The organism is Streptomyces cinerochromogenes (assembly GCF_014648635.1).
GTDB lineage: Bacteria > Actinomycetota > Actinomycetes > Streptomycetales > Streptomycetaceae > Streptomyces > Streptomyces cinerochromogenes.
Genome location: NZ_BMRM01000019.1, coordinates 18,438 through 40,913 on the forward strand (window position 1 = coordinate 18,438; position 22,476 = coordinate 40,913).

General features: G+C 73.6%; 16 protein-coding genes. 4 read left to right on the forward strand and 12 right to left on the reverse strand.

The window, feature by feature from the left end:
* Positions 1-30 precede the first annotated feature (30 nt).
* Positions 31-801 (forward strand): hypothetical protein, encoded by a 771-nt coding sequence (locus IEZ20_RS30715; protein ID WP_189304704.1) that lies wholly within the window; start codon positions 31-33, stop codon positions 799-801.
* Positions 776-2,380: a hypothetical protein gene (locus tag IEZ20_RS30720; RefSeq protein ID WP_189304706.1), complete on the forward strand. Its 1,605-nt coding sequence runs from the start codon at positions 776-778 to the stop codon at positions 2,378-2,380. The genes IEZ20_RS30715 and IEZ20_RS30720 overlap by 26 nt, the downstream gene beginning before the upstream one ends.
* Before the next feature lie 75 nt (positions 2,381-2,455).
* On the opposite strand, the gene IEZ20_RS30725 is transcribed toward IEZ20_RS30720, so the two are convergent.
* The 12 genes from IEZ20_RS30725 to IEZ20_RS30780 form a co-directional block, all read right to left on the reverse strand.
* Positions 2,456-3,106: an RES family NAD+ phosphorylase gene (locus IEZ20_RS30725; protein ID WP_189304707.1), complete on the reverse strand. Its 651-nt coding sequence runs from the start codon at positions 3,104-3,106 to the stop codon at positions 2,456-2,458.
* Positions 3,106-3,867 (reverse strand): hypothetical protein, encoded by a 762-nt coding sequence (locus IEZ20_RS30730; protein ID WP_189304709.1) that lies wholly within the window; start codon positions 3,865-3,867, stop codon positions 3,106-3,108. The genes IEZ20_RS30725 and IEZ20_RS30730 overlap by 1 nt, the downstream gene beginning before the upstream one ends.
* The gene (locus IEZ20_RS30735) at positions 3,864-7,577 is read right to left on the reverse strand and encodes a CHAT domain-containing protein (RefSeq protein WP_189304711.1); all 3,714 of its coding nucleotides are present in this window, start codon (positions 7,575-7,577) and stop codon (positions 3,864-3,866) included. The genes IEZ20_RS30730 and IEZ20_RS30735 overlap by 4 nt, the downstream gene beginning before the upstream one ends.
* Positions 7,578-7,726: 149 nt before the next feature.
* On the reverse strand, positions 7,727-9,253 hold the full coding sequence (locus tag IEZ20_RS30740) for an NCS1 family nucleobase:cation symporter-1 (protein ID WP_189304713.1): 1,527 nt from the start codon (positions 9,251-9,253) through the stop codon (positions 7,727-7,729).
* Between the two features lie 125 nt (positions 9,254-9,378).
* The gene (locus IEZ20_RS30745; RefSeq protein WP_189304716.1) at positions 9,379-10,398 is read right to left on the reverse strand and encodes a TIGR03842 family LLM class F420-dependent oxidoreductase; all 1,020 of its coding nucleotides are present in this window, start codon (positions 10,396-10,398) and stop codon (positions 9,379-9,381) included.
* 11 nt (positions 10,399-10,409) lie between these two features.
* Positions 10,410-11,804, reverse strand: a complete 1,395-nt coding sequence (gene hydA, locus IEZ20_RS30750) for a dihydropyrimidinase (RefSeq protein WP_189304718.1) — start codon at positions 11,802-11,804, stop codon at positions 10,410-10,412.
* Positions 11,805-11,829: 25 nt separating this feature from the next.
* Positions 11,830-12,672: a nitrilase-related carbon-nitrogen hydrolase gene (locus IEZ20_RS30755; protein WP_189304720.1), complete on the reverse strand. Its 843-nt coding sequence runs from the start codon at positions 12,670-12,672 to the stop codon at positions 11,830-11,832.
* A 155-nt stretch (positions 12,673-12,827) separates the two neighbouring features.
* A complete protein-coding gene (locus IEZ20_RS30760) occupies positions 12,828-14,426 on the reverse strand; it encodes a PucR family transcriptional regulator (protein WP_189304723.1) in 1,599 nt (532 codons plus the stop codon).
* Positions 14,427-14,443: 17 nt separating this feature from the next.
* Entirely contained in the window at positions 14,444-15,694 is a 1,251-nt protein-coding gene (locus tag IEZ20_RS30765; RefSeq protein WP_189304993.1) for an aspartate aminotransferase family protein, read from the reverse strand.
* A gap of 29 nt (positions 15,695-15,723) precedes the next feature.
* On the reverse strand, positions 15,724-16,566 hold the full coding sequence (locus IEZ20_RS30770; RefSeq protein WP_189304725.1) for a nitrilase-related carbon-nitrogen hydrolase: 843 nt from the start codon (positions 16,564-16,566) through the stop codon (positions 15,724-15,726).
* Between the two features lie 205 nt (positions 16,567-16,771).
* Positions 16,772-18,499, reverse strand: coding sequence for a hypothetical protein (locus IEZ20_RS30775; RefSeq protein ID WP_189304727.1), 1,728 nt, complete (start codon positions 18,497-18,499; stop codon positions 16,772-16,774).
* Positions 18,500-18,649: 150 nt separating this feature from the next.
* The gene (locus IEZ20_RS30780; protein ID WP_189304729.1) at positions 18,650-18,901 is read right to left on the reverse strand and encodes a helix-turn-helix domain-containing protein; all 252 of its coding nucleotides are present in this window, start codon (positions 18,899-18,901) and stop codon (positions 18,650-18,652) included.
* A 74-nt stretch (positions 18,902-18,975) separates the two neighbouring features.
* Here IEZ20_RS30780 and map point away from each other — a divergent pair, with 74 nt between their 5' ends.
* Together map and IEZ20_RS30790 are read left to right on the forward strand one after the other, a co-directional pair.
* Positions 18,976-19,752, forward strand: a complete 777-nt coding sequence (gene map / locus IEZ20_RS30785) for a type I methionyl aminopeptidase (protein ID WP_189304731.1) — start codon at positions 18,976-18,978, stop codon at positions 19,750-19,752.
* A gap of 115 nt (positions 19,753-19,867) precedes the next feature.
* Positions 19,868-22,474 carry an ATP-dependent Clp protease ATP-binding subunit gene (locus IEZ20_RS30790; protein WP_229896350.1) on the forward strand — a complete coding sequence of 869 codons (2,607 nt, stop codon included), beginning with the start codon at positions 19,868-19,870 and terminating at the stop codon, positions 22,472-22,474.
* The last annotated feature ends 2 nt before the right edge of the window (positions 22,475-22,476 follow it).

A 22,476-nucleotide genomic window follows, 5' to 3' on the forward strand; every position in this document is an offset into this window, starting at 1 on the left:
CCGCTCCCAGGAAGGCCAAGGACCGTCATCGTGTCTCACTCGGCCCGGACCGCCGGCCGGTCCCCCGTCCGCGCCGCCCGCCGGCTCGCCGTCGTCGTCCCGCTGGTGTGCGCGCTCTCCGCGCTCGTGTCCTGCACCCAAGGGGAGGGGGGAGAAGCCCTCACCACGCCCTGCGGGGTGGTGGTCGACGGTTCGGGGTCGGCCGCCGCGGTGAAGGAGGGATTCGACTCGGAGGCCAAGCTCAAGGACAGCCTCGGCGAGTTCCTCACCGACCAGAAGTGCGGAACCGTGGACTTCGCGCCCATCACGCGCTCCTCCCGCAGTTCCTCCTGCCGCCAGAGCCAGGTGGACCTCGACCCGCCGCACGACGCGACCACCGACCGGAAGGTGCAGCGGGTGAACGCCCAGCGCAGCGCCGCCGTCGCGGCGCTCGCCGAGCTGACGTGCGCCCGCAAGCAGAACGGTTCGGACGTGTGGGGGGCGCTGGCCCGCATCGGGGAGACCGTCCCCGACGACGGCGGGGCCCCGAAGGTGCTCGTGGTCAGCGACTTCGACCAGGCCGACCCGGAGTTCCACCTGTCCCGCCAGGACCTCACCTCCGAGGCGAAGCGGGCGAAGGTCATCGACACGCTCGTACGGAAGCGGGGCCTGCCCGGCATCAAGGGGATGGACGTGTTCCCCGTCGGGCTCGGCATGCAGTACTCGGCGAAACCCAGCAGGGCCGACGACTTCGAGTCCTTCTGGACGGAAGCACTCGAAGGGAGGGCCAAGGCCCATGTCGACAACCGGTACAAGCGCTGACACCCCCCGGCCGCGCCGCAGGAGAGCGGGCCGCTACGTACCCTTCCCCGGGCGGAGCACGCAGCAGACCACAGGGCCCCTGACCGGCCCGGTCACCGGCCGGCTCCCCGCCGACCGGCCCTCGGTCCCCGAGAACAGGTCCGACCGGCGGCTGCTCGCCGAGGCCGGCAAGCGGGGCAGGAGGGACGGCAGGAAGCGGACGCTGGACCCGTGGGTGCTCAACAGCGGTGACCGGCTGCCCTATCTCGCCGAGCTGGCCTCGCTGCGGGACGCCGTGATCCACCGGATCGAGGAGAACCTGAACCGGACGGAGGAGACGGCACGCCTCCAGGACGCCCGGGCGGAGTCCGACGTGACCGCGGGCGAGGCCGAGACCCGGCTGCTGGACGAGCGGCTGCGCGAGGCCGACCAGGCCATCCAGGAGGCCAAGAGCCAGCTCAACCTGCTCGCGCTCCGTTCCTCGCGCTGGATCCGCTTCCGGGACCGGCTGCGCGAAGGGGTGGAGGAACGCTGGCTCCGCGAACGCTTCCGGGACGCCCCCGGGCCGCCGGCCGGCCACGTCCCGGCCCCGGCGGATCCCGGGCTCGGGGACGACGGGAGCGGGCAGCCCGACGGCAAGGCGGAGAGCGGGGACACCGGAGACGACTGGCAGACGGTGTCCACGGCGGGCACCGCCCCGGACGACACCTCGCGCGCCGCCCTGCGGGAGGAGTACATCGCCGCACGGCGCAGGACCGACGACGTCGGCTCGGCCGAGGGCTGGGAGGGACTGGCGACCCGCCCCGGCCTGCCCCGCTGGCTGACCCTGGTCCTGCTGCTCGTCATCATGGCCGTCGAGGTACCGGTCTACTGGGTCGCCTACCAGCCCTTCCACGGGGTCGGCAGCACGAGCGGGGACGCGCTGTCCGGAACGCTCGCCGTGTCCTCGGCCGTCCTCATGCTGATCCTGCCGCACCTCGCGGGACACATGCTGCGGTGGCGGGCGGCGACCGGATCGCCGCGCAGCGGCTGGCTCCCGTCCCTGTCGCTGCTCGGCGTGTGGGGCGGCCTGACCTGGGTGCTCGGCACACTGCGCGCCAGGTTCGTGATGCAGCACGACCCGCCGGCGCCCACCGGCGGGGCGGCCGCGGGCTTCCGCGGAATCGGCGGCTCGTCCGCCGGGACCTCCACCCTGGTGGACCGGCTGCACCTGACGAGCCAGACGGTGACCTGGCTGTTCTGCGCGCTGCTGCTGCTCTCGGGCGGGGTCGGCTTCCTGCTCGGCCTGTTCCGGGAACACCCGTTCCTCGACGCCTACCGGACGGCGGTCGAGCGGCGTACCGATCTGCAGCGGCAGCGCGAGAGGAGCATCGCCGACACCGAGCGGGCGCGGGCGGCGCAGACCACGGCCGAGGACCGGCGGCAGGCCCGCCGGGACGCCGCGAGCAGGCAGATCGCCTGCACCCGCGAGCTGTACGAGGCCGCCGCCGCCAAGTATCTCGACGGAGTGCGGGAGGGCGCGAACGACACCGCCGTCAGCGAGTCGGTGATGCGCCTGTCCAGGGCGCAACCGGTGCTGCCGGCGCCGCGCGGCCTCTGAAGGCCCGCGGCACCCCGGAACCGGAAACCGCCCCGGCCCCCGTGAGGGGACCGGGGCGGTCGTGTGCGCCGGTCCTCAGTCCTCCGGTACGGAGACGACCGCGCGCAGCGGTGCCAGCAGCCGGTTGACCTTGCGCACGTCGCCCGGCGACGCCAGCCGCAGGCACTCCCGCGGGCGCGGGTCGAGGGACGTGCCCGGGCAGCGGTCCTGGAACAGCTGGAGCGCCGGACGCGGCCGGCAGCGTTTGGACGTCCACCACAGGCCCTGTACGCCGGGGCAGCGTTCGCGGATCACACGGACCCAGTACCGGGTGCCGGCGTACTCCTCGGAGTCGATCAGCCAGTCGTCCTGCCAGACGGCGGCCAGCCCCTCGGCGGTGGTGAGGTCCACCAGGGAGAGGTCCGCCGTGGTGCGGACCGCGGAGAGCACGTACCGGGACGCCAGCGCCCAGGGGATCAGACGCACCCCGGCTGCGCCGAACTCGACGGACCTGAGCAGGACTTCGGACAGGGCGGTGACCGGGTCGAGGGCGGCGTAGAGGTAGGGATAGGGGTCCTTCTCGGTGGGGTCGAAGCGGCTGCCCTTGAAGAACTCGTGGGCGACGTTCGGGTTGAACTCGCCGGCCCCGAACCGCTCCTCGTGGCACCGCCACAGCACCGTACCGGCCGGCAGCAGGTGGCACACCGGCTCCATGGCGACGCCCTCGGGCGGGATCTGACCTGCCATCAGAGGGCCCCCACCAGTTCGGCGGCGGCGCGTTCCAGGGCCTCGTCGGGCAGGACGCCGAGCAGGTCCGCGGGGACCCCGCCCAGCCAGCGGTTGCCGCCCAGCCACCAGTCGGCGGCCCCCCAGGGGTCGCGGTCGGCGCGGAGCAGGGTGTTGATCCGGCGGACCACGGGCAGTGGTTCGGCCGTGCCGGGCCGGAACTGGAAGCGGGGGTAGCGGATGCCGCGGTCCGGGTCGCGGAGCCGGATCAGCCCGGCATCAGGAGGTGCCGCGTGCCCGGCCCCGGGCGGCTCGGCGCGTTCGGTCCCGGCCTGCTCGGCACGCTCGGCCCCGGCGGGCTCGGCACGTTCGGTTCCGGCCGGCCGGGCGTGTTCGGTCCCGGTGAGCGCGGCGCGTTCGGCCTCGGTCAGCGCGGGTGCGGCGAGGAGCCGTCGGCGGGCCGTCCGCAGCAGGGCGGCGGAGTCCGTGCCGAGGACACTGATCACGGCGTCGATCGTGCCGAGACCGGGCAGTTCCCGGGTGGCGGCGGCGTAGCGGTGGCCGCCGACCGCCTCGGACACGGGGTGGCCGGGCGGCAGCGCGGCGAGCGTGCGCTTCAGCCGGCGTACGGCGCGGGCGACGGCCACCGGATCGCCGGCGGCGGTCTCCTCGCGCAGCTCCCGCAGGGCGCCGGAGACCCGGTCGAGATCGTCGTCGTCCAGCCCGGTGACCACGGTGGTCCAGTGGCTCCGGAGGAGCCTGAGCAGTTCCTCCGATGTCATGCGCCGTCTCCTTCCTGCCGCCGGGCGGAGGCTGCCGCCGGGGCGGGGTTGCCGTGGTGGACGAAGGCGGCCCAGGTGTCGGGCCGGTCGCGGAAGTCCTCGGCGAGCCGCCAGGGGGCCGCGATGTCCTTCAGCGCGCGGACGGGCGGCCGGGCGTCCGGCGGGGCGAGCATCCAGCGCTGGGCGGCGCGCAGCGCGTCCGGCGGGGCGAGGCCCCGGTCGAGCGCGTCGTGCAGGACGAGCATGAGGAGTTCGGACCGCATGTCGTCGACCTTCCAGCGGGAGCCGATGGCGTCGGCGGCCAGCCGGTGCACCAGGACCGAGGTGAGGGTCAGGGCCTCGTCGTGGTCGCGGGTGGTGAGGTCCGTCTCGCAGCCGCCGCACACGACCAGCGGCCCCTCCGCGCGGAAGGCGTCTCCCTCGGCGGGCGTCTCCAGCAGGGTGCTCAGCGTGAGGTCCCCGCCGGTGCCGGACGGCTCCCCGGCCCCGTCCGGCGCCGCCAGCCGCAGGGCGGAGCGGGTGGGGTCGGGACCGGCGAGCCCGTGACAGGCCAGGTGGACGAGGGAGGCGGGGGCGGCGGCCCGGCCGCCGAGCAGGTCCAGGACCGTCCCCGGGGTGGCGGGGTCCTCGTCGGGGCGGTGGACGACGGCCTTCCGGTAGTGGACGGCGGCCAGGGTGTCGATCTCCTCCTCGGCCCAGGCCAGGTCGTCCGCGCCGTGGAAGACCAGGGCCGGCCGGTCCGCGGGTGCCATGCGCCGGCGGGCGGCGGCGCGCAGGAACTCCCGGCCGGAGGCGGCGTACGTGAGGACGGCGACCTCGCAGGCCCGTACGGCACGCGGTGCGCCGCGGGCGACGGGCGGCCGGAGGACGGCCGCCTGCCAGGGCACCACGCCGAGGTCGCCGCAGGGCACGATGACGAGGCGTACGGCGTCCGGGGCCCCGGCGGGTGCGTCCGCGAGGCCGGCCTCCGCGAGGGCGCGGTCCCACACCCGGAGGGCGTCCAGCGCGGGGCCGAGCACCTCGCCGGCCCAGGCGCACAGGTCGTCCAGGGCCTGCTGCCAGCGGTGCAGGGCGTGTCGTCGGCGCTCACCGGGGTCGACGGTGCCGTCGTCGGCGGCCTCCCGGCGCTGCCGGTCCGCGCCGGCCGCCAGGTACCGGGCGACCGGCCCGCGTCCGTCCGGAGCGAGGCCCGGCAGGGCCAGTGCCGTGACGGGGCCGTCGGCGGTGACGACGAGGACGGCCCCGTCCGGGTCGTCCACGCCGGGCACCAGGTACAGCAGCGCGTCCGCCCCGGTCGCCCGCAGCCCGGCGCGCAGGTCGGTCACGGTGGCGAGCTGCGGCTGTACGTCGGCCCCGCCCTGCCCCCGCAGCACGTCCAGCGAACGCCGGCGCAGGTCTCCGGGGAGGCCGGGGGCTCCCATGCCGGCCGCGGCGAGCAGTTCCAGCGGGCCGCGCAGGTCACCGGGGGTGCCGCCGGTGCCCGCGGCGGCGGACAGTTCGCCCAGCGAGCGGTCCTCGCCGCGCTCCGCGTCGTCGCCGGCGGCGGCCGTGCGCCAGCGTTCGGCCAGTTCGCTCTCGCCGAGGGCGGCGAGCCGGTCGGCGACGCCCGCCGAGACGGCCGCCGCGCCGAGCACCAGGGACCGGCCCGCCTCCAGGCATGCGATGGCCTCCTCGGGGAGTCCGGCGCGCAGCGCCCAGAAGGCGGCCGTGCGGCCCCGGTCCGCGGCGGCTCGCGCGATGCGCAGGCCTCGGCCGACGCCCTGCTGGAGCAGGACGTCCTCGGCGGACGACCGCAGGGACGTGCGAGCGAGTCCGACGGCGGCGCGCAGTTCGGCGACGGCGTCGGGCGCGACCGCGTCCACGGCGGTACCGGTCGGGTCCGGACGCAGCAGGGCACGCTTGGCGCGCAGCGCGGCCAGGTCCCAGGTGAGGCCGGCGCCCCCCGGCCCGCCGTCGGGCAGTTCGGCCCGCGCCCGCGTGAGTTCGTCGATCGCCTCGTCCAGCGCCCCGGTGTCCCCGGTGAGCTGGTGCAGGGTGTCCAGGGCGATCGCTATACCGCCGCGTGCCCTGGGCCGGAACTCGGAGGTGAAGGCGACTCCGTCCAGGGCGGTCCGGGCGCGCCGTACACCCTCGGCGATGCGGCCCGGGTCCGATTCCACGATCGCCGTCAGGGTGATCAGCGGAGCGCAGGCGATGTCGAGGATGCTCCGCATGACAGGCATGTCCACCGACATCTCCGTGACCCACTGGAGGTGGTGCACGGCCGCACGCAGGTCCGTGGTCCGGTCACTCCCGTTCGTGCCGTGCACGACGCGGCCCAGGTAGGCGAGGCCGAGCACGAAGGTGCTCAGCATCGCGGTCCATTCCTCCGCGCCCGCGCAGGTCTCGTCCAGTTCCAGTTCGCACAGCGCGTCGACGACGTCGTCGATCGCCTCGGCGTCGTGCCGGTCCAGGGCGGACGTCAGCCGTCCCAGGAGCCGGACGGACTCCGCGCACACGCGCAGGTTGGCGGCGTTGACGCTGGTGGGGTCGTCCTCCCAGTGGTACGCCTCGACCAGGTACTGGGCCATGTCCTCGTCCTGGAGGCTGCCGCCGGTGAGGGCGGCCCCGTGGAGCACCGCGGGCACGACGGCCTGGAGCCACTCGGTCTGTGCGCGGCCGTCGAGTTCGCCGTTGGCCGAGGCCTCCTGCATCAGCCGCAGCGCTTCCCGGAAGCCCTGCATGTCACCGGTGCGGAAGGCGAGAGCGACGTGGAGGAGGGCGGCGACCATCCGGGACGGCAGGGAGTGGCGCTCCTCCCCCTCGGCGCCCCCTGGTCCCGACATCTCGGCGAGGAGTTCGGACAGGCCGTCCGGTCCCATCATGCCCGGTGCCATCACCTCGGCCAGGGCGAGGAACCGGCTCATGACGCCCCGGACCTCCTCCGGCTCGACGGTGTCTCCGGTCCGCGCGTCGCGGGTCTCCTCCGCCTCCGCGGCGGCCTCGCCCCGGGGGCGCTCGATCTGGTCGAGCGCCAGCGTCATCAGGGTGCTCACCGACGGCGGCACCTCTCTGTCCGCCATGGTGGCGGCGGCATACCGGCCACCGCGGAGGAGCCCCTCGTGGTCGCCGGCCAGGTGTGCCTCGGTCATCTCGCCGAACACACGGAGGTCCTCGCGCAGGCGGGGGGTCATCTGCGGGTGGTCGCGTTCCAGCAGCAGCCGCACGAGCAGCGCGCTGTCCTCCACCAGCCCCGAGCCACCGCCGGCGAGGGGTGTGCCGAGCGCGGCGAGGGACATGAGCCGGTCGACGGTCCACTGCCCCGACAGCCCTGTCATGACCTGCCGGCTCAGCCGCACCAGCCGCGATCCGGCCAGCGCCACGAGGCTCCGGTACGCCGCCTCCCGTTCCTCCTCGCCGAGCAGGGCCGAGGACCGGGCCTCCTCCAGCAGTGCCAGCGCCCGCTCACGGTCGGCCGGACCGCCCTCCAGCAGGAACCGCGCGGCCCGGCACCGGCCGAGGCGGGCCGCCACCACGGCGGCCGTCGCCTCCTCACCCGGCTCTGCCGTCAGCTCAGCCAGTAAGTCCTCGAGTTCGTCCACCAGGGCGTCGAGCTCCGGGCCGCGTGTCCCCGTGTGGCCCTCCGGTTCGAGCGGTACGGAGAATCCCTCGGTGCGGGCGAGCGCGGCGGCGGCGCGCTGGGCCACGGGTGCCATCCCGGCTTCACTCATGTGACATCCCCTCCGCCGCTATGGTGCCCGTCCCCGTGATCCGGCAGCCGGGTCCGGAGCGCCCCACCGGCATCCTGCCGGACAACGCCCGGCTCCCGGCCGGTTTCCGCCCGATCCGCGGCGGCGCGGAGGGGCGGAGCCGGTCGCCGTCAGGGTGCGGCCGGCCTCGGTGGCGCGAGGCGGGTCAGGGCGAGGTACAGCACCAGCGAGGTGGCGAGGCCCACCGCCCAGCCGTAGTCGGCGAGGGAGGCCAGCGCGGGGACGGGGCGTCCGTCGATCAGGGGCCTGAAGCTCGCGCCGCCGACCGCGAGGACACCGCCCGCCAGGAAGGCGACGACCGCCCGCCAGTTCCAGCCGCCCGTGTACCAGTACCGTCCGCCCGCCCGGTACAGGTCGGCGAGGTCGAGCCGGGTGCGGCGCAGCAGCCAGTAGTCGGCGACGAGGATGCCCGCGACCGTGCCGAGGAGCCCGCCGACCAGGCCCAGCCAGGTGAAGATGTAACCCTGCGGGTCGGAGTACAGCTTCCACGGGAGGATCAGCACGGCGAGGACCGCGGTGACGAGGGCGCCGGTGCGGAAACTGACCTTCCTGGGGGCGACGTTGGAGAAGTCGAAGGCCGGGGAGACCAGGTTCGCCGCGATGTTCACCGACAGGGTGGCCACCAGGACGGTCACGAGCGCGTAGATCAGTCCGGCCGCGTTGTCCGTCTTCGCCGCCAACTGCACCGGGTCCCAGACCGGTTCGCCGTACACGGCCTGCGAGCCGGAGGTGACCAGCACGGAGAGGAGCGCGAAGAGGGTCATCGTGGTCGGCAGGCCGAGGGCCTGGCCCCAGGTCTGCGCCCGCTGGCTCCTTCCGTAGCGGGTGAAGTCGGGGATGTTCAGCGACAGCGTGGACCAGAAGCCGATCATGCCCATGAGGGAGGGCCAGAACAGCTTCCAGAAGTCGCCGCCCCAGCCCAGCCTGGACGGCTGGTCGAAGAGCGGGCCGACTCCCCCGGCCTTGCTGCTCATCCACCCCAGCATGACGAACGCGCCGACGAGGACGAAGGGCGCGGCCCAGTTCTCGAAGCGGCGGATGGTCTCCATGCCGCGGTGGATGATCGCCACCTGGACCGCCCAGAAGATCGCGAAGGAGAGCCACATGGTCCAGGCGTGGCCGCCGATGTGCGAGGCGCCCGTCCAGCCGCCGCCGATCAGTTTCCCGGCGAGGAAGTAGATGGCCTCGCCGCCGATCCAGGTCTGGATGCCGAACCAGCCGCACGCCACGAGCGCCCTCACCACGGCGGGCAGGTTGGCGCCCCGCACGCCGAACGAGGCCCGGGCGAAGACCGGGAAGGGGATGCCGTACTTGGGTCCCGCGTGCCCGGTCAGCAGCATCGGCACCAGGACGACCAGGTTGGCGAGGGCGATGGTGAACACCGCCTGCTTCCAGTCCATGCCCACCGCGATCAGCCCCGAGGCCAGGGTCCAGGAGGCGGTGTTGTGGGCCATGCCGACCCACAGGGCGGAGAAGTTGTACGTGGTCCAGGTGCGCCCCGCGGCGGGGACCGGGAGGAGGTCCTCGTTGGCGTAGGGGCCGCTGGGCGGCGGTGTGCCGGGGGCGAGTTCCACGCGTCCGTCGGGGAGGGTGACCTGGCCGGATATCGGTACGGCCGGGGGAGCTGTGTCGGTCATGGGCTGGCCAATCGGGGAGGAAGGGATCGGGAGCGGCCGTGCGGGCACCAGCCCCCTCCCCGGGACGGCGGGGAGGGGTGACCAGGAGGGGCGTGGGGGGGGGATCGGTGACTTCGTGCGGGAACTCAGGAGTTGACGGCGGGGATGATCCGGTGGCCGTAGGCCTCGATGGTGGCCTCCTGGGCGTCGTGCATGTCGTAGACCGCGAACTGGTCGACGCCCAGGGAGCGCAGCGCGGTCAGTTTCTCGATGTGTTGCGCGGGCGGTCCGATGACGCAGAACCGGTCCACGATCTCGTCGGGCACGAACCGGGTGTCGGGGTTGCCGCTGCGTCCGTGGTGGGCGTAGTCGTAGCCCTGGCGGGTCTTGATGTAGTCGGTGAGTTCCTCCGGGACCCGGTCGGAGTGCTCGCCGTACTTGGCGACCAGGTCGGCGACGTGGTTGCCGACCATGCCGCCGAACCAGCGGCACTGGTCGCGGGCGTGCGCGAGGGCCTCCGGCGAGTCGTCCTCGGTGACGTAGGCCGGGGCGGCGACGCAGATCGTCACCTCGGACGGGTCACGGCCGGCGGCCACGGCGGCGTCCTTGACGGCCTTCACCATGTACTCGGTCAGGTACAGGTCGGCGAGCTGGAGGATGAACCCGTCGGCCTCCTCGCCGGCCATCTTCAGCGCCTTCGGTCCGTACGCGGCCATCCAGACGGGGAGTTCGGCGCCCTCCCCGATCCACGGGAAGCGGATCTTCGTGCCGCCGAGGTCGGCCTCCTCGCCGCGGCCGAGGGCGCGGATGACCTTCATGGCCTCGCTGATCCGGGCGAGGGTGTTGGGTTTGCGGCCGGCGACGCGCATCGCGGAGTCGCCGCGGCCGATGCCGCAGACGGTGCGGTTGCCGAACATGTCGTTGAGGGTGGCGAACGTGGAGGCGGTGACCTCCCAGGTGCGGGTGCCCGGGTTGGTGACCATCGGGCCGACCTTCAGCCTCTGCGTGTTCGCCAGGATCTGGCTGTAGATCACGAACGGCTCCTGCCACAGCACGGCGGAGTCGAAGGTCCATCCGTAGGTGAAGCCGTTGCGCTCGGCCCGCTTCATCAGGCTGACGACGCGCGAGGCGGGCGGGTCGGTCTGCAGGACGAGTCCGAAGTCCATGGGCGCCACTCCTAGTTCAGGTACTGACAGGTGGAGCGCGGGGTGAAGACGCCGTGTCCGGCGCGTCCGGTGTACTCCCGCTGGTCGATGACGGGTTCACCGCGCGACAGCACCGTCTCGACGCGGCCGGTGACCCGCTTGCCCTCGTACGCCGAGTAGTCGACGTTCATGTGGTGGGTGGCGGCGGACATCACCTGCTCGGCGTGCGGGTCGTAGATGACGACGTCCGCGTCGGCGCCCGGGGTGATGGTGCCCTTCTTCGGGTACAGGCCGAACATCCGGGCCGGGGCGGCGCAGGCGATCTCGATCCAGCGGCGGCGCGAGATGTGTCCGTCCACGACGGCCTGGTGGAGCAGGTCCATGCGGTTCTCGACGCCCGGCAGCCCGTTGGGGATCTTCGAGAAGTCGCCGCGGCCGAGTTCCTTCTGGCCGGTGAAGCAGAAGGGGCAGTGGTCGGTGGAGACGACCTGGAGGTCGTTGGTGCGCAGGCCCTGCCACAGCCTGGCCTGGTGCTCGCGGGGCCGCAGCGGGGTGCTGCACACGTACTTGGCGCCCTCGAAGCCGGGTTCGGCGAGGTTGTCGGTGGACAGGAAGAGGTACTGCGGGCAGGTCTCGCCGAAGACGTTCAGTCCGTCGTCGCGGGCCCGTGCCAGCTCGGCGACCGCCTCCGCCGCGGAGACGTGCACGACGTACAGGGGGGCGCCGGCGACCTGGGCGAGGCGGATGGCCCGGTGGGTGGCCTCGGCCTCCAGCAGAGCCTTGCGGACCTCGCCGTGGTGGCGGGGGTCGGTCTCGCCCCGGGCCAGCGCCTGTTCCACGAGCACGTCGATGGCGATGCCGTTCTCGGCGTGCATCATGATCAGCCCGCCGTTCCCGGCGGCGCGCTGCATGGCGCGCAGGATCTGGCCGTCGTCGCTGTAGAACACCCCGGGATACGCCATGAACTGCTTGAACGAGGTCACGCCCTCCTCGATCAGAAGATCCATCTCCTTGAGCGTCTCCTCGTTCACATCGGAGACGATCATGTGGAAGGCGTAGTCGATCGCGCAGTTGCCCTCGGCCTTGGCGTGCCAGGCGTCCAGTCCCTCGCGCAGGGTGGTGCCGACGCTCTGCACCGCGAAGTCGACGATGGTCGTCGTACCGCCCCAGGCGGCGGCCCGGGTGCCGGTCTCGAAGGTGTCGGAGGCGTGCGTGCCGCCGAACGGCAGCTCCATGTGGGTGTGGGCGTCGACGCCGCCCGGGATGACGTACCTGCCGGTGGCGTCGATCGTGCGGTCCGCGCTCCAGTTCTGGGAACCGGGCGAGGCCAGGGCGGCGATGCGGGTGTCCTCGATCAGGACGTCGGCGTGGATCTCGTCGGACGCGGTGATGACGAGACCACCGCGGATGACGGTACGGCTGCTCATGCTGCTCCCTCTGTCGACGTGGCCGTCAGGGCGCGGTCAGCGGCCCGTAGGTGCCCGGCGCCCGGTCGCGGTAGAACTGCCAGCGGTCGCGGACCTCGCGGAGTGTGGCGAGGTCCAGGTCGCGGACGACGAGTTCGGTCTCCTTGTCGCTCGCGACCTCGCCGACGAACTGGGCCTGGGGGTCCACGAAGTACGTGGTGCCGTAGAAGTCGTTGTCGCCCAGGTCCTCCACGCCGACCCGGTTGATGGCGCCGACGAAGTACTCGTTGGCGACGGCCGCCGCCGGCTGTTCCAGCTGCCAGAGGTAGCGGGACAGGCCGCGTGAGGTGGCCGAGGGGTTGAAGACGATCTCGGCGCCGGCGAGACCGAGCGCCCGCCAGCCCTCCGGGAAGTGGCGGTCGTAGCAGATGTAGACGCCGATCCGGCCGACGGCGGTGTCGAAGACGGGCCAGCCGCTGTTGCCCGGGCGGAAGTAGAACTTCTCCCAGAACCCCTGTACTTGCGGGATGTGGGTCTTGCGGTACTTGCCGAGGTAGGAGCCGTCCGCGTCGATCACGGCGGCGGTGTTGTAGAGGACGCCCGGCTGCTCCTCCTCGTACATGGGCAGGACCAGGACGATGCCCAGTTCGCGGGCGAGGGCCTGGAAGCGCCGCACGGTCGGGCCCTGCGGGATCCGCTCGGCGTACTCGTAGAACGCCTTGTCCTGGACCTGGCAGAAGTAGGGGCCGTAGAACAGCTCCTGGAAGCAGAGGACTTGGGCGCCCTGGGCGGCGGCGTCGCGGGCCGCCTGCTCGTGCACCTGGATCATGGACTCCTTGTCGCCCGTCCAGGCGGTCTGGAAGAGGGCGGCGCGGATCACTCGGCTCATCGGGACCTCCGGTAGCTCGGTGTGCGCTGAGCGTAGGAAGCCCGGACCGTGGGTTGGACTGGCAGCGTGTCACGTCCGCGGGTGGTCGGCGTGCCACCGTGTCACGCGTGCCCGGTCCCATGTTTCACCGCCGTTGTCGCAGGTCGTCGCATGTTTCATCCCTGTTGCGCGTCGTGCGCGAGGAGCGCGATGTGCACGGAGGCCGCCTGTTCGAAGTCGTCCAGGTCGACACCGAGGCGGGCCTGTATGGCTTCCAGGCGGCGGTAGAGGGCTGGCCGGGAGACGTGGTGGAGCTGGGCGGTGCGGGACTTGTTGCGGCCCGTGGCCAGGTAGGTCCGCAGGACGTTCAGCAGCTCCGGTTCGTCCTCGCACAGCAGCCCGTCCAGCTCGCGTTCGGCGAAGGACTGCACCTGCGGGTCGTCGCGCAGCAGCCGGATCAGCCCGCGCAGATGGACGTCCTTGAGGCGGACGACGGCCGGCAGGTCGAGGGCGGTCGCGGAGCCGGCGACGGCGTCGGCGACATGCCGGGCCTCGCGCAGCCCGGCCGGCACGTCGTCCCAGGCGGTGCGGGGATCGGCGGCGGCGACGACGGCCTCGGACCCGGCCCGCAGCCGGGTCGCGAAGTGCGTGGTGAGCGCCCCGGCGTCCTGGTCGCGGGCCAGGCTGAGCAGCACGGCGGCGGTCCCGTCGGCGAGTTCGGCGGCGATGCCGGGCAGCCCCAGCAGGCGCAGCACCCGGTCCAGCCGGCCCGGGTCGCGGCCCTGGACGACGAGCGGGACGAACGTCCGCCGGTTCACGGGCAGTCCGGCCGCGCGGGCCCGGGGCAGCAGCTGCCGGGCCGGTACGACGCCGGAGACGAGGTCGGTCAGCAGGCTCTGCGCGGACTGCTCCTCCCAGCTGTGCGCGGCGGTGCCGCCGAGCATCCGGTGCAGCACCAGGGCCTCGGCCGCCCGGTCGGCGAGCAGCCGTCCGGTGGCCGGATCGCCGCGGTAGCCGCACAGCAGCAGCCGGCCCCAGCGCTCGCCGCGTCCGCCGAGTTCGGCGCCGATCCAGCCGCCGCCGGTGCTGCCTCCCCCAGTGCCTGAACGGCCTGGGCGGTACCCCCATGCCTGCCGGGCGATGCGTTCCCAGTCACGCAGCACGTCGTCCACCGCGGGGCGCTCGCCCGCCGTGCCGAGGACCCGGTGGGCGAGGTTGGTGACGACGACCGGGCAGCCGCTGTGCCGGGCGATCTCGTCGAGGAGCCGTTGCAGCGGGGCACCGGCCGTGATCAGCCCGGTCAGCGCGGTGCGGACGGTCTCCGACAGGCTGATCGCGGCGTACTTCCGCCGGACCAGCCGGGACTGCACCTCCTCGGTCAGCTCGGCGAAGGGGAACGGCCGGTGCAGGACGACCAGGGGCAGCCCGCACCGCTCGGCGGCCCGGCGCATCACCTCGGGCGGTGCGGGGAAGGCCCGGCCGAGGCCGAGGACGACGGCCGCCGCCTCCGCCCGGTGCAGGGACTGGATGTACTCGGCCTGCCGGGCCTCGTCGCCGGCGAGCAGCACACCGGTGGTGAGGACCATCTCGCCGCCGCTGAGCATCACGCCGACGTCGGCGGCCTCGGCGACGTGCACCCAGCGCACCGGCCGGTCGAGCTGGTCCCGGCCCGCCACCACCTCCGGTTCCCCGGCGAGCACCCGCTCCAGGGTCAGCACCCGGCGCACGGACAGGGCGGGTTCCGGGACGTGCCGGGACTCCGGGGTGATGCTCATGGCCGTACACCTGTTCTCTAGTACGTGCTCCTCAGCGCGTGCTCCAGGATCGCCGCGCCCTCCTCGGCCTCGGCGACCGTCAGCGACAGCGGCGGGGTGATCCGCAGGGCGGTGGTGCTGTGGCCGCCGCCCTTGCCGATGAGCAGCCCGCCCTCCCGTGCCGCCTCCAGTACGGCGGCCAGGGCCTGCGGGTCGGCCTCGTCCGTGCCCGGCCGGACCAGTTCGACGCCGATCATCAGCCCGCGTCCGCGCACCTCGCGCACCCCGGGCAGCTGGGCGGCGATCGCCCGCAGGCGCTCGATGAGCAGCCCTCCGACGCGCCGGGCGTTGCCCTGGAGGTCGTGTTCGAGGAGGTAGGTGAGGTTGGCGAGGCCGGCGGCCATGGTGACCTGGGTGCCGCCGAAGGTGGAGATGCTCTGCGCGTCCAGGCAGTTCATGATCTCGGCGCGGGCGATGACCCCGCCGACGGACATGCCGTTGCCGATGCCCTTGGCGAAGGTGACGATGTCGGGCGGGCCGCTGCGGGCGTGCGCCTGCCAGCCCCAGAAGTGGTCGCCGGTGCGGCCCCAGCCGGTCTGGACCTCGTCGGCGATCCACAGGATGCCGTGGTCCCTCAGGACTTCGCGGAAGGCGGCGTAGAGACCGTCGGGCGGGGAGGTGAACCCGCCGACGCCCTGGACGGGTTCGGCGATCAGCGCGGCCGGCGGGCGGGTGTGGCCGAGGACGTCCTTCAGGTCGGCGACGCAGGCCTCGGTGAACGCGCGGTCGTCGAGGTGGGCGAAGGGTCCGCGGGTGCGCACGCCGCCGTGGACGTAGTGGGTCTGCAGCGGGGACAGGGAGGTCGGGGACCAGGCGCGGTTGCCGGTGATGCCGATCGCGCTGAAGGAGCGGCCGTGGTAGCTGTTGCGCATGGCGAGGACGGTGTTGCTGCGCCGGTAGGTGGTGGCGAGCAGCAGGGCGGTGTCGTTGGCCTCGGTGCCGGAGGTCGTGAAGAACACCCGCGGGTCCGGCACGGCGCTCACCTGGGCGATGCGTTCGGCGAGTTCGACCATCGGCCGGTTGAGGTAGAGCGTCGAGGAGTGGATGATCCGGCCGGCCTGCTCGCTGACCGCCTTGGTGACCTCGGGCAGCGCGTGCGCGGTCAGCGTGGTCAGGATGCCGCCGAAGAAGTCCAGGTAGCGGCGGCCGGCCAGGTCCCAGACGTACCGGCCCTCGCCGTGGCTGATCTCGATCGGGTCGTCGTAGTAGAGGGCGAGCCAGTCGGGCATGACCCTGCGGTGGCGGGAGTAGAGGTCGTTCACGGCCGCACCAGTCCTTCGTAGGCGTCGGGGCGGCGGTCGCGGTAGAACGCCCACTGCTGCCGGACCTCCTCGATGAGGTCGAAGTCCAGGTCGCGGACGAGGAGTTCCTCGCTCCTGTCGCTGGCGGCCTCGCCCACGAACCGCCCCCTGGGGTCCACGAAGTACGAGGTCCCGTAGAAGTCGTTGTCGCCGTACTCCTCCTGCCCCACGCGGTTGATGGCGGCGACGAAGTACTCGTTGGCGACGGCCGCGGCGGGCTGCTCCAGCCGCCACAGGTAGGCGGACAGGCCCCGGTGGGTGGCGGAGGGGTTGTAGACCAACTGGGCGCCGTTCAGTCCGAGTTGCCGCCAGCCCTCCGGGAAGTGCCGGTCGTAGCAGATGTAGACGCCGACCTTGCCGACGGCGGTGTCGAAGACGGGCCAGCCCAGGTTGCCGGGCTTGAAGTAGTACTTCTCCCAGAAGCCCTTGACCTGGGGGATGTGGTGCTTGCGGTACTTGCCGAGGTAGGAGCCGTCGGCGTCGATCACGGCGGCGGTGTTGTAGTAGAAGCCGGACTGCTCGACCTCGAAGACCGGTACGACGATCACCATGCCGGTCTCCCGGGCCAGCTCCCGCATCCGGCGCACGGTCGGGCCGTCGGGGACCGGCTCGGCCCAGCGGTAGTGCTCCGGTTCCTGGACCTGGCAGAAGTAGGGGGCGTTGAAGACCTCCTGGAAGCCGATGATCTTCGCGCCCCGGCGGGCCGCCTCACGGGCGTGCTCCTCGTGCTTCGCCACCATGGACTCGGTGTCGCCGGTCCAGGTGGCCTGGACGAGAGCGGCGCGGACGACGTTGGCCATGAGCTGCTCCTTCGACACGACGTCAGAGCCTCTACGCCCGTAGAGCAGACCGTAGAGGGACGAAAGTAAGCCTCCGCGCGGGTCTTGCCAAGACCATCGTCGTCAACCCGCTGGGTCGATCTCGTTTCACACTCCTGCGGGTGACACGACCGGCCCCCAACCATTGCAGAACCACCCATACCCGGACAGTACTCTCCCCCGGCCGTCACATGCCGTGCCCGGCGACGCGCAACGCGTGCACGAGGTCCCAGTGCCGCTCCTCGGAGACACCGAGCGCGGCATGGAGCAGCAGCGGCACCAGGCGCCGGGGGTCGACGGCGGCGCACCGGGCGGCCTCCTCCGGCGTACGGACCCGCACATAGGCGTCCAGCAGGGCCCGCACCTCCCGGCCCCGCCCCTCGCCGTCCAGCCGCAGCACGGCCGCGCCGATCTGCTCCGCGGGCCGCGCCACGCCCTGCCGCAGCAGCTGCCGTCCGTCGTCGTCCCGGCCGGCCGCGGCGAGCGCGTCGGCGGCGGCGACCAGCTGCTCGGCGGGCAGCGCGGCGGCCTCCCACAGCAGCGTGGCCCAGTCGGCGCCGAGCCCCGTCCGGTGCAGGGCGTCCGCGAGCAGGGGCAACCGCCCCACGGGCCACCGGACCGCCTCCACCAGCAGCACATGCGCCTCCCCGCTCCGCCCCTCGGCCCGCAGCCGCGTCAACCGGGCGACAGTGCGCGCGACGGCCTCCGCGCCCCCTTCGTCCACGGCGACCGATTCCGCCCGCACCGGCTCCCCCACCCCCTCGACCCCGGCGAACCGGGCGCCCCGCGGCGTACGCCGCCCCGCACCGGCGTCCGCCCCGCCGGCCCCGCCCGCCTGCGGCACGACGACCGGAGCACCCTCGTCCCCCTCCACGACCCCGGCGAACCGGGCGCTGCCCCGACGGCGCTTACGGGGTTTGCCAGGGGAGCCGACGGCCTGCCGGGCGGGGTCGGGGGGTGCGGAGATCCCGGCGGGCGGAGTGGCGGCGGCGGAAGGGGATGCGGCCGCGTCGACGGGGGCGGAGGGAGGGAGTGGGAACGCATCGGCGATGGCGGGGGGAAGGGGTGCGACCGCGTCGGCTCCGTGGCCGGCACGGGAGCCGGGGACGACCGCGTCGACCCCCTGGCCGGCATGGGAGCCGGAACCGGCCGCGCGGACCCCGTAGTCGGCACGGGAGACGGAACCGGCCGCGCTGACCCCGTAGTCGGCACGGGAGACGGGGCCGGCCGGCCGGTCGGGCCGAGGGGTGGGGGCACCGGCAGGCCGGAAAGACCGCGCACCGGAGGGGGCACCGGCAGGGGTCGGAGCGGGAGGGGCGACGGGGGTGCCGGGGGTACCGGGAGGCTCGGGCCGGGGGGCGGGGCGAGCGAAGGGGTCGACGGGGGTGTCGTCACCGGCCGGGGCCGCCCTTTGGTCCAGGCGCCGCAGGCGTGCCTGGAGTTCGGCGCAGCGGGCCGTGGCACGGCTGTGGTCGTCCTGGGCCCAGGCGAGGTCGTGGTGGAGGGACGCGGACCGCTCCGGGGAGAGCGGGGTGGAGAGGAGGCGGGTGAGGTCGGCCCGGCGGTCCGCGGCGTGGCGCTGTTCGCGGAGCATGACGTCCAGCCGGCCGGCCAGCGCGTCGCGGGCGCCGGGCCGGGCGTCGTACGCGGTGAGCGCGGCCACGTGCAGCGCGCGGGCCCGCTCCCGCTCGGCGGCCGCGGCGGCGGGGCCGTACGCCACACCCAGGTCCTCCAGCAGCGCCTCCACCACGTCCCACGGCGGCACCTCACGCCCGTCCAGGCAGGCGCGCATGCCCTGGGGATCCCGCTGCCAGAACACCCCGCTCCAGCCGCCGCGCGGATCGAGACGCGCCAGGAGGGCGTCCAGGTAGTTCGCGAACTCCCGCACCGCGTCGGGGAGTTGATCCACAGCCATCGCCCAGCTCCCGCCCGACTGCCAGCACTCCGCCCGAAAGGCAACACCAGTCGTGTTACGGACTTGCTACGGAGAGTTTTCCGGCAGCGCGCGGACGGCTCATGGCGGGATCCGGGCCGGTACGCGACCCGGTGCCGCCGCCCGGAGGCCTCAGACGGGCACCAGGGCGCACCGGGCGACCAGCTCGTCCATCGACAGGCCGAGGACGCCCGCCAGCGCGGCCACGGTGAAGAACGCCGGTGTCGGCGCCCGCCCCGTCTCGATCTTGCGGAGCGTCTCGGCCGAGACGCCGGCCCGCGCGGCGACCTCGGCCATGCTCCGGTCGCCGCGCGCCTCACGCAGCAGCAGCCCGAGCCGCTCGCCGCGTTCGCGCTCTTCCGGGGTGAGGGGGGTACGCACCATGCGCCCATTCTAATACCGGCCCTCGCCGCCCCGCCGGGGCGCGACCCCATTTAAATACCGGTATAGTAATTGGCATGATGGAACTGAAGACCGCCACGTCGATCGACGCGATGCACGAGGCCGGCCGGGTCGTCGGCCGGGCCCTGACCGCCGTACAGAACGCCGCCCGCGTCGGCGTCTCCCTGCTGGAGCTGGACGAGGTCGCCCGGGAGGTGCTGCGCGAGGCGGGAGCGTCCTCGCCGTTCCTCGGCTACCGCCCGTCCTTCGCCCCGACCCCCTTCCCGGCGGTGATCTGCGCCTCCGTGAACGACGCGATCGTGCACGGCATCCCGACCGGCTACCGGCTGCGCGACGGCGACCTGCTCTCCGTCGACTGCGGCGCGGAACTGGACGGCTGGGTCGGTGACTCGGCGATCAGCTTCGTGGTGGGCCGCCCCCGCCCGGCGGACCTCCGGCTGGTCGAGACCGCCGAGCGGGCGCTGGCGGCGGCCGTCGAGGCGGCCGTGGCCGGCAACCGCATCGGCGACATCGCCCACGCCGTCGGCCGGGTCTGCCGTACGGCCGGCTTCGGCATCCCGCAGGGCTTCGGCGGCCACGGCGTGGGCCGCCGCATGCACGAGGAGCCCGAGGTCCCGAACGAGGGCCGCCCCGGCCGCGGTCTCCCCCTGCGCCCCGGCATGGTCCTCGCCATCGAGCCCATGCTGATCGCGAGCGGGAAGGACGGCTACCACGCGGCGGAGGACGGCTGGACCCTGCGGACCGACGACGGCTCCCGCGCCGCCCACGTCGAGCACACCGTGGCGATCACGGAGTCCGGTCCCCGGATCCTGACGGCACGCGAAACGGCCTGACCGGCCCCCGGGGGCGAACATGCCCGCCCCCACGGATCGTGTCATCGTGGGCATGAGCAACCCACCCCCGGGTTACCCGGCCGCTCCGCATGTCGTCAGCGAAGGAACCCACGCCATGACCAACGGCTACCCTCCTGACCCGTTCGGCGAATTCCTGGCCCGCTTCTTCGGCGGAGGCGGAGCCCCCAGCGGAGCGCCGCGTCACATCGACATCGGCCGTCTGCTCAGCCAGCCGGCCCGGGAGCTGGTCAGAGGAGCAGCCCAGTACGCCGCCGAGCACGGCAGCCGGGACCTGGACACCCAGCACCTGCTGCGTGCGGCCGTGTCGACCGAGCCCACCCGGAGCCTGCTGAGCCGGGCGGGCGCGGACCCGGACTCGCTCGCCCACGAGATCGACGACCGGGCGGGCCCGGTGCAGCACCCGCCGGGCGAGGCGCCCCCGCCGACCTCGCTGTCGCTGACCCCGGCGGTCAAGCGGGCCCTGCTGGACGCGCACGACATGGCGCGGGCGAGCGGCGCCGGGTACATCGGCCCGGAGCACGTGCTGAGCGCGCTGGCCGCGAACCCGGACTCGGCGGCGGGGCACATCCTGCACGCGGCCCGGTTCTCGGCGGGCGCCCTGCCGCCCGAGGCCCCGGAGAGCACGCAGCCCCGCCAGGAGCGGCAGCGGCAGCGGCCCACCGGCACGCCGACGCTGGACAAGTACGGCCGTGATCTGACCGACCTGGCCCGGCAGGGCGGGATCGACCCGGTGATCGGCCGGGACACGGAGATCGAGCAGACCATCGAGGTGCTGTCGCGGCGCGGCAAGAACAACCCGGTGCTGATCGGTGACGCGGGCGTCGGCAAGACGGCCATCGTGGAGGGCCTGGCCGAGCGGATCGCGGACGGGGACGTCCCGGACGTCCTCGCCGGACGCCGGGTCGTGGCCCTGGACCTCACCGGGGTGGTGGCCGGCACCCGCTACCGCGGTGACTTCGAGGAACGCCTGAACAACATCGTGGAGGAGATCCGCGCCCACTCCGACCGGCTGATCGTGTTCATCGACGAGCTGCACACCGTCGTCGGCGCCGGCTCCGGCGGCGAGGGCGGCGCGATGGACGCCGGGAACATCCTCAAGCCCGCCCTCGCCCGGGGGGAGCTGCACATCGTGGGAGCGACCACGCTGGAGGAGTTCCGCCGGATCGAGAAGGACGCGGCGCTGGCCCGCCGGTTCCAGCCGGTCCTGGTGCCCGAGCCGACGCCCGAGGACACGATCGAGATCCTGCGCGGCCTGCGCGACCGGTACGAGGCCCACCACCAGGTCCGCTACACCGACGAGGCGCTGGTCGCCGCCGTCGAGCTGTCGGACCGGTACCTCACCGACCGGCGGCTGCCGGACAAGGCGATCGACCTGATCGACCAGGCGGGCGCCCGGGTCCGGCTCGGCGCCCGGACGAAGGGCACGGACGTGCGCGCGATGGAGCGCGAGAGCGAGCAGCTGGTCCGGGACAAGGACCAGGCGGTCGCGGACGAGGACTACGAGCAGGCCAAGCAGCTGCGGGACCGGATCGCCGAGCTGAAGCAGCGGATCGCCGAGGCCTCCGGCGGTGACAGGGCCGACGAGGGGCAGGACCTCCAGGTGACGGCGGAGGCCATCGCCGAGGTGGTGTCCCGGCAGACCGGCATCCCGGTCAGCCGGCTGACCCAGGAGGAGAAGGAGCGGCTGCTCGGCCTGGAGGAGCACCTGCACCAGCGGGTGGTCGGCCAGGAGCAGGCCGTCGCCGTGGTGTCCGAGGCCGTGCTGCGCTCCCGCGCCGGGCTCGCCAGCCCCCACCGGCCGATCGGCAGCTTCCTCTTCCTCGGCCCGACCGGGGTCGGCAAGACGGAGCTGGCCCGGGCCCTGGCGGAGGCGCTGTTCGGCAGCGAGGACCGCATGGTCCGGCTGGACATGAGCGAGTACCAGGAGCGGCACACCGTCTCCCGGCTGGTCGGCGCGCCGCCCGGGTACGTGGGTCACGAGGAGGCGGGGCAGCTCACCGAGGTGGTGCGCCGGCACCCGTACTCGCTGCTGCTGCTGGACGAGGTGGAGAAGGCGCACCCGGACGTCTTCAACATCCTGCTCCAGGTGCTGGACGACGGCCGGCTGACCGACTCCCAGGGCCGCACGGTGGACTTCACCAACACGGTCATCGTGATGACCAGCAACCTGGGCTCCGAGGTGATCACCCGGCGCGGTGCCGGGATCGGGTTCGGGCCCGGTGGTGCGGACGCCGACGAGGAGGCGCGGCGCGAGCAGGTCCTGCGGCCGTTGCGCGAGCACTTCCGGCCGGAGTTCCTCAACCGGATCGACGAGATCGTGGTGTTCCGTCAGCTGACGGGCGACCAGCTGCGGCGGATCACCGAGCTGCTGCTGGAGGGCACCCGGCGGCTGCTGGACGGGCAGAACGTGTCGGTGGAGTTCACGGACGCGGCCGTCGACTGGCTGGCCCAGCGCGGCTACGAACCCGAGTACGGCGCCCGGCCGCTGCGCCGCACCATCCAGCGGGAGGTGGACAACCAGCTGTCCCGGCTGCTGCTGAACGGCACCCTCTCCCCGGGCGGCCGGGTGACGGTGGACGTGGCGGACGGGCGGCTGGACTTCCGCACCGGCGAAGGCGCCGGGGAAAGCACCGGGGAGCGCGCCGGGGAAAGCACCGGGGAGCGCGCCGGGGAAGCGCAGCCGCCCGCACCGGAGTTGTGAGC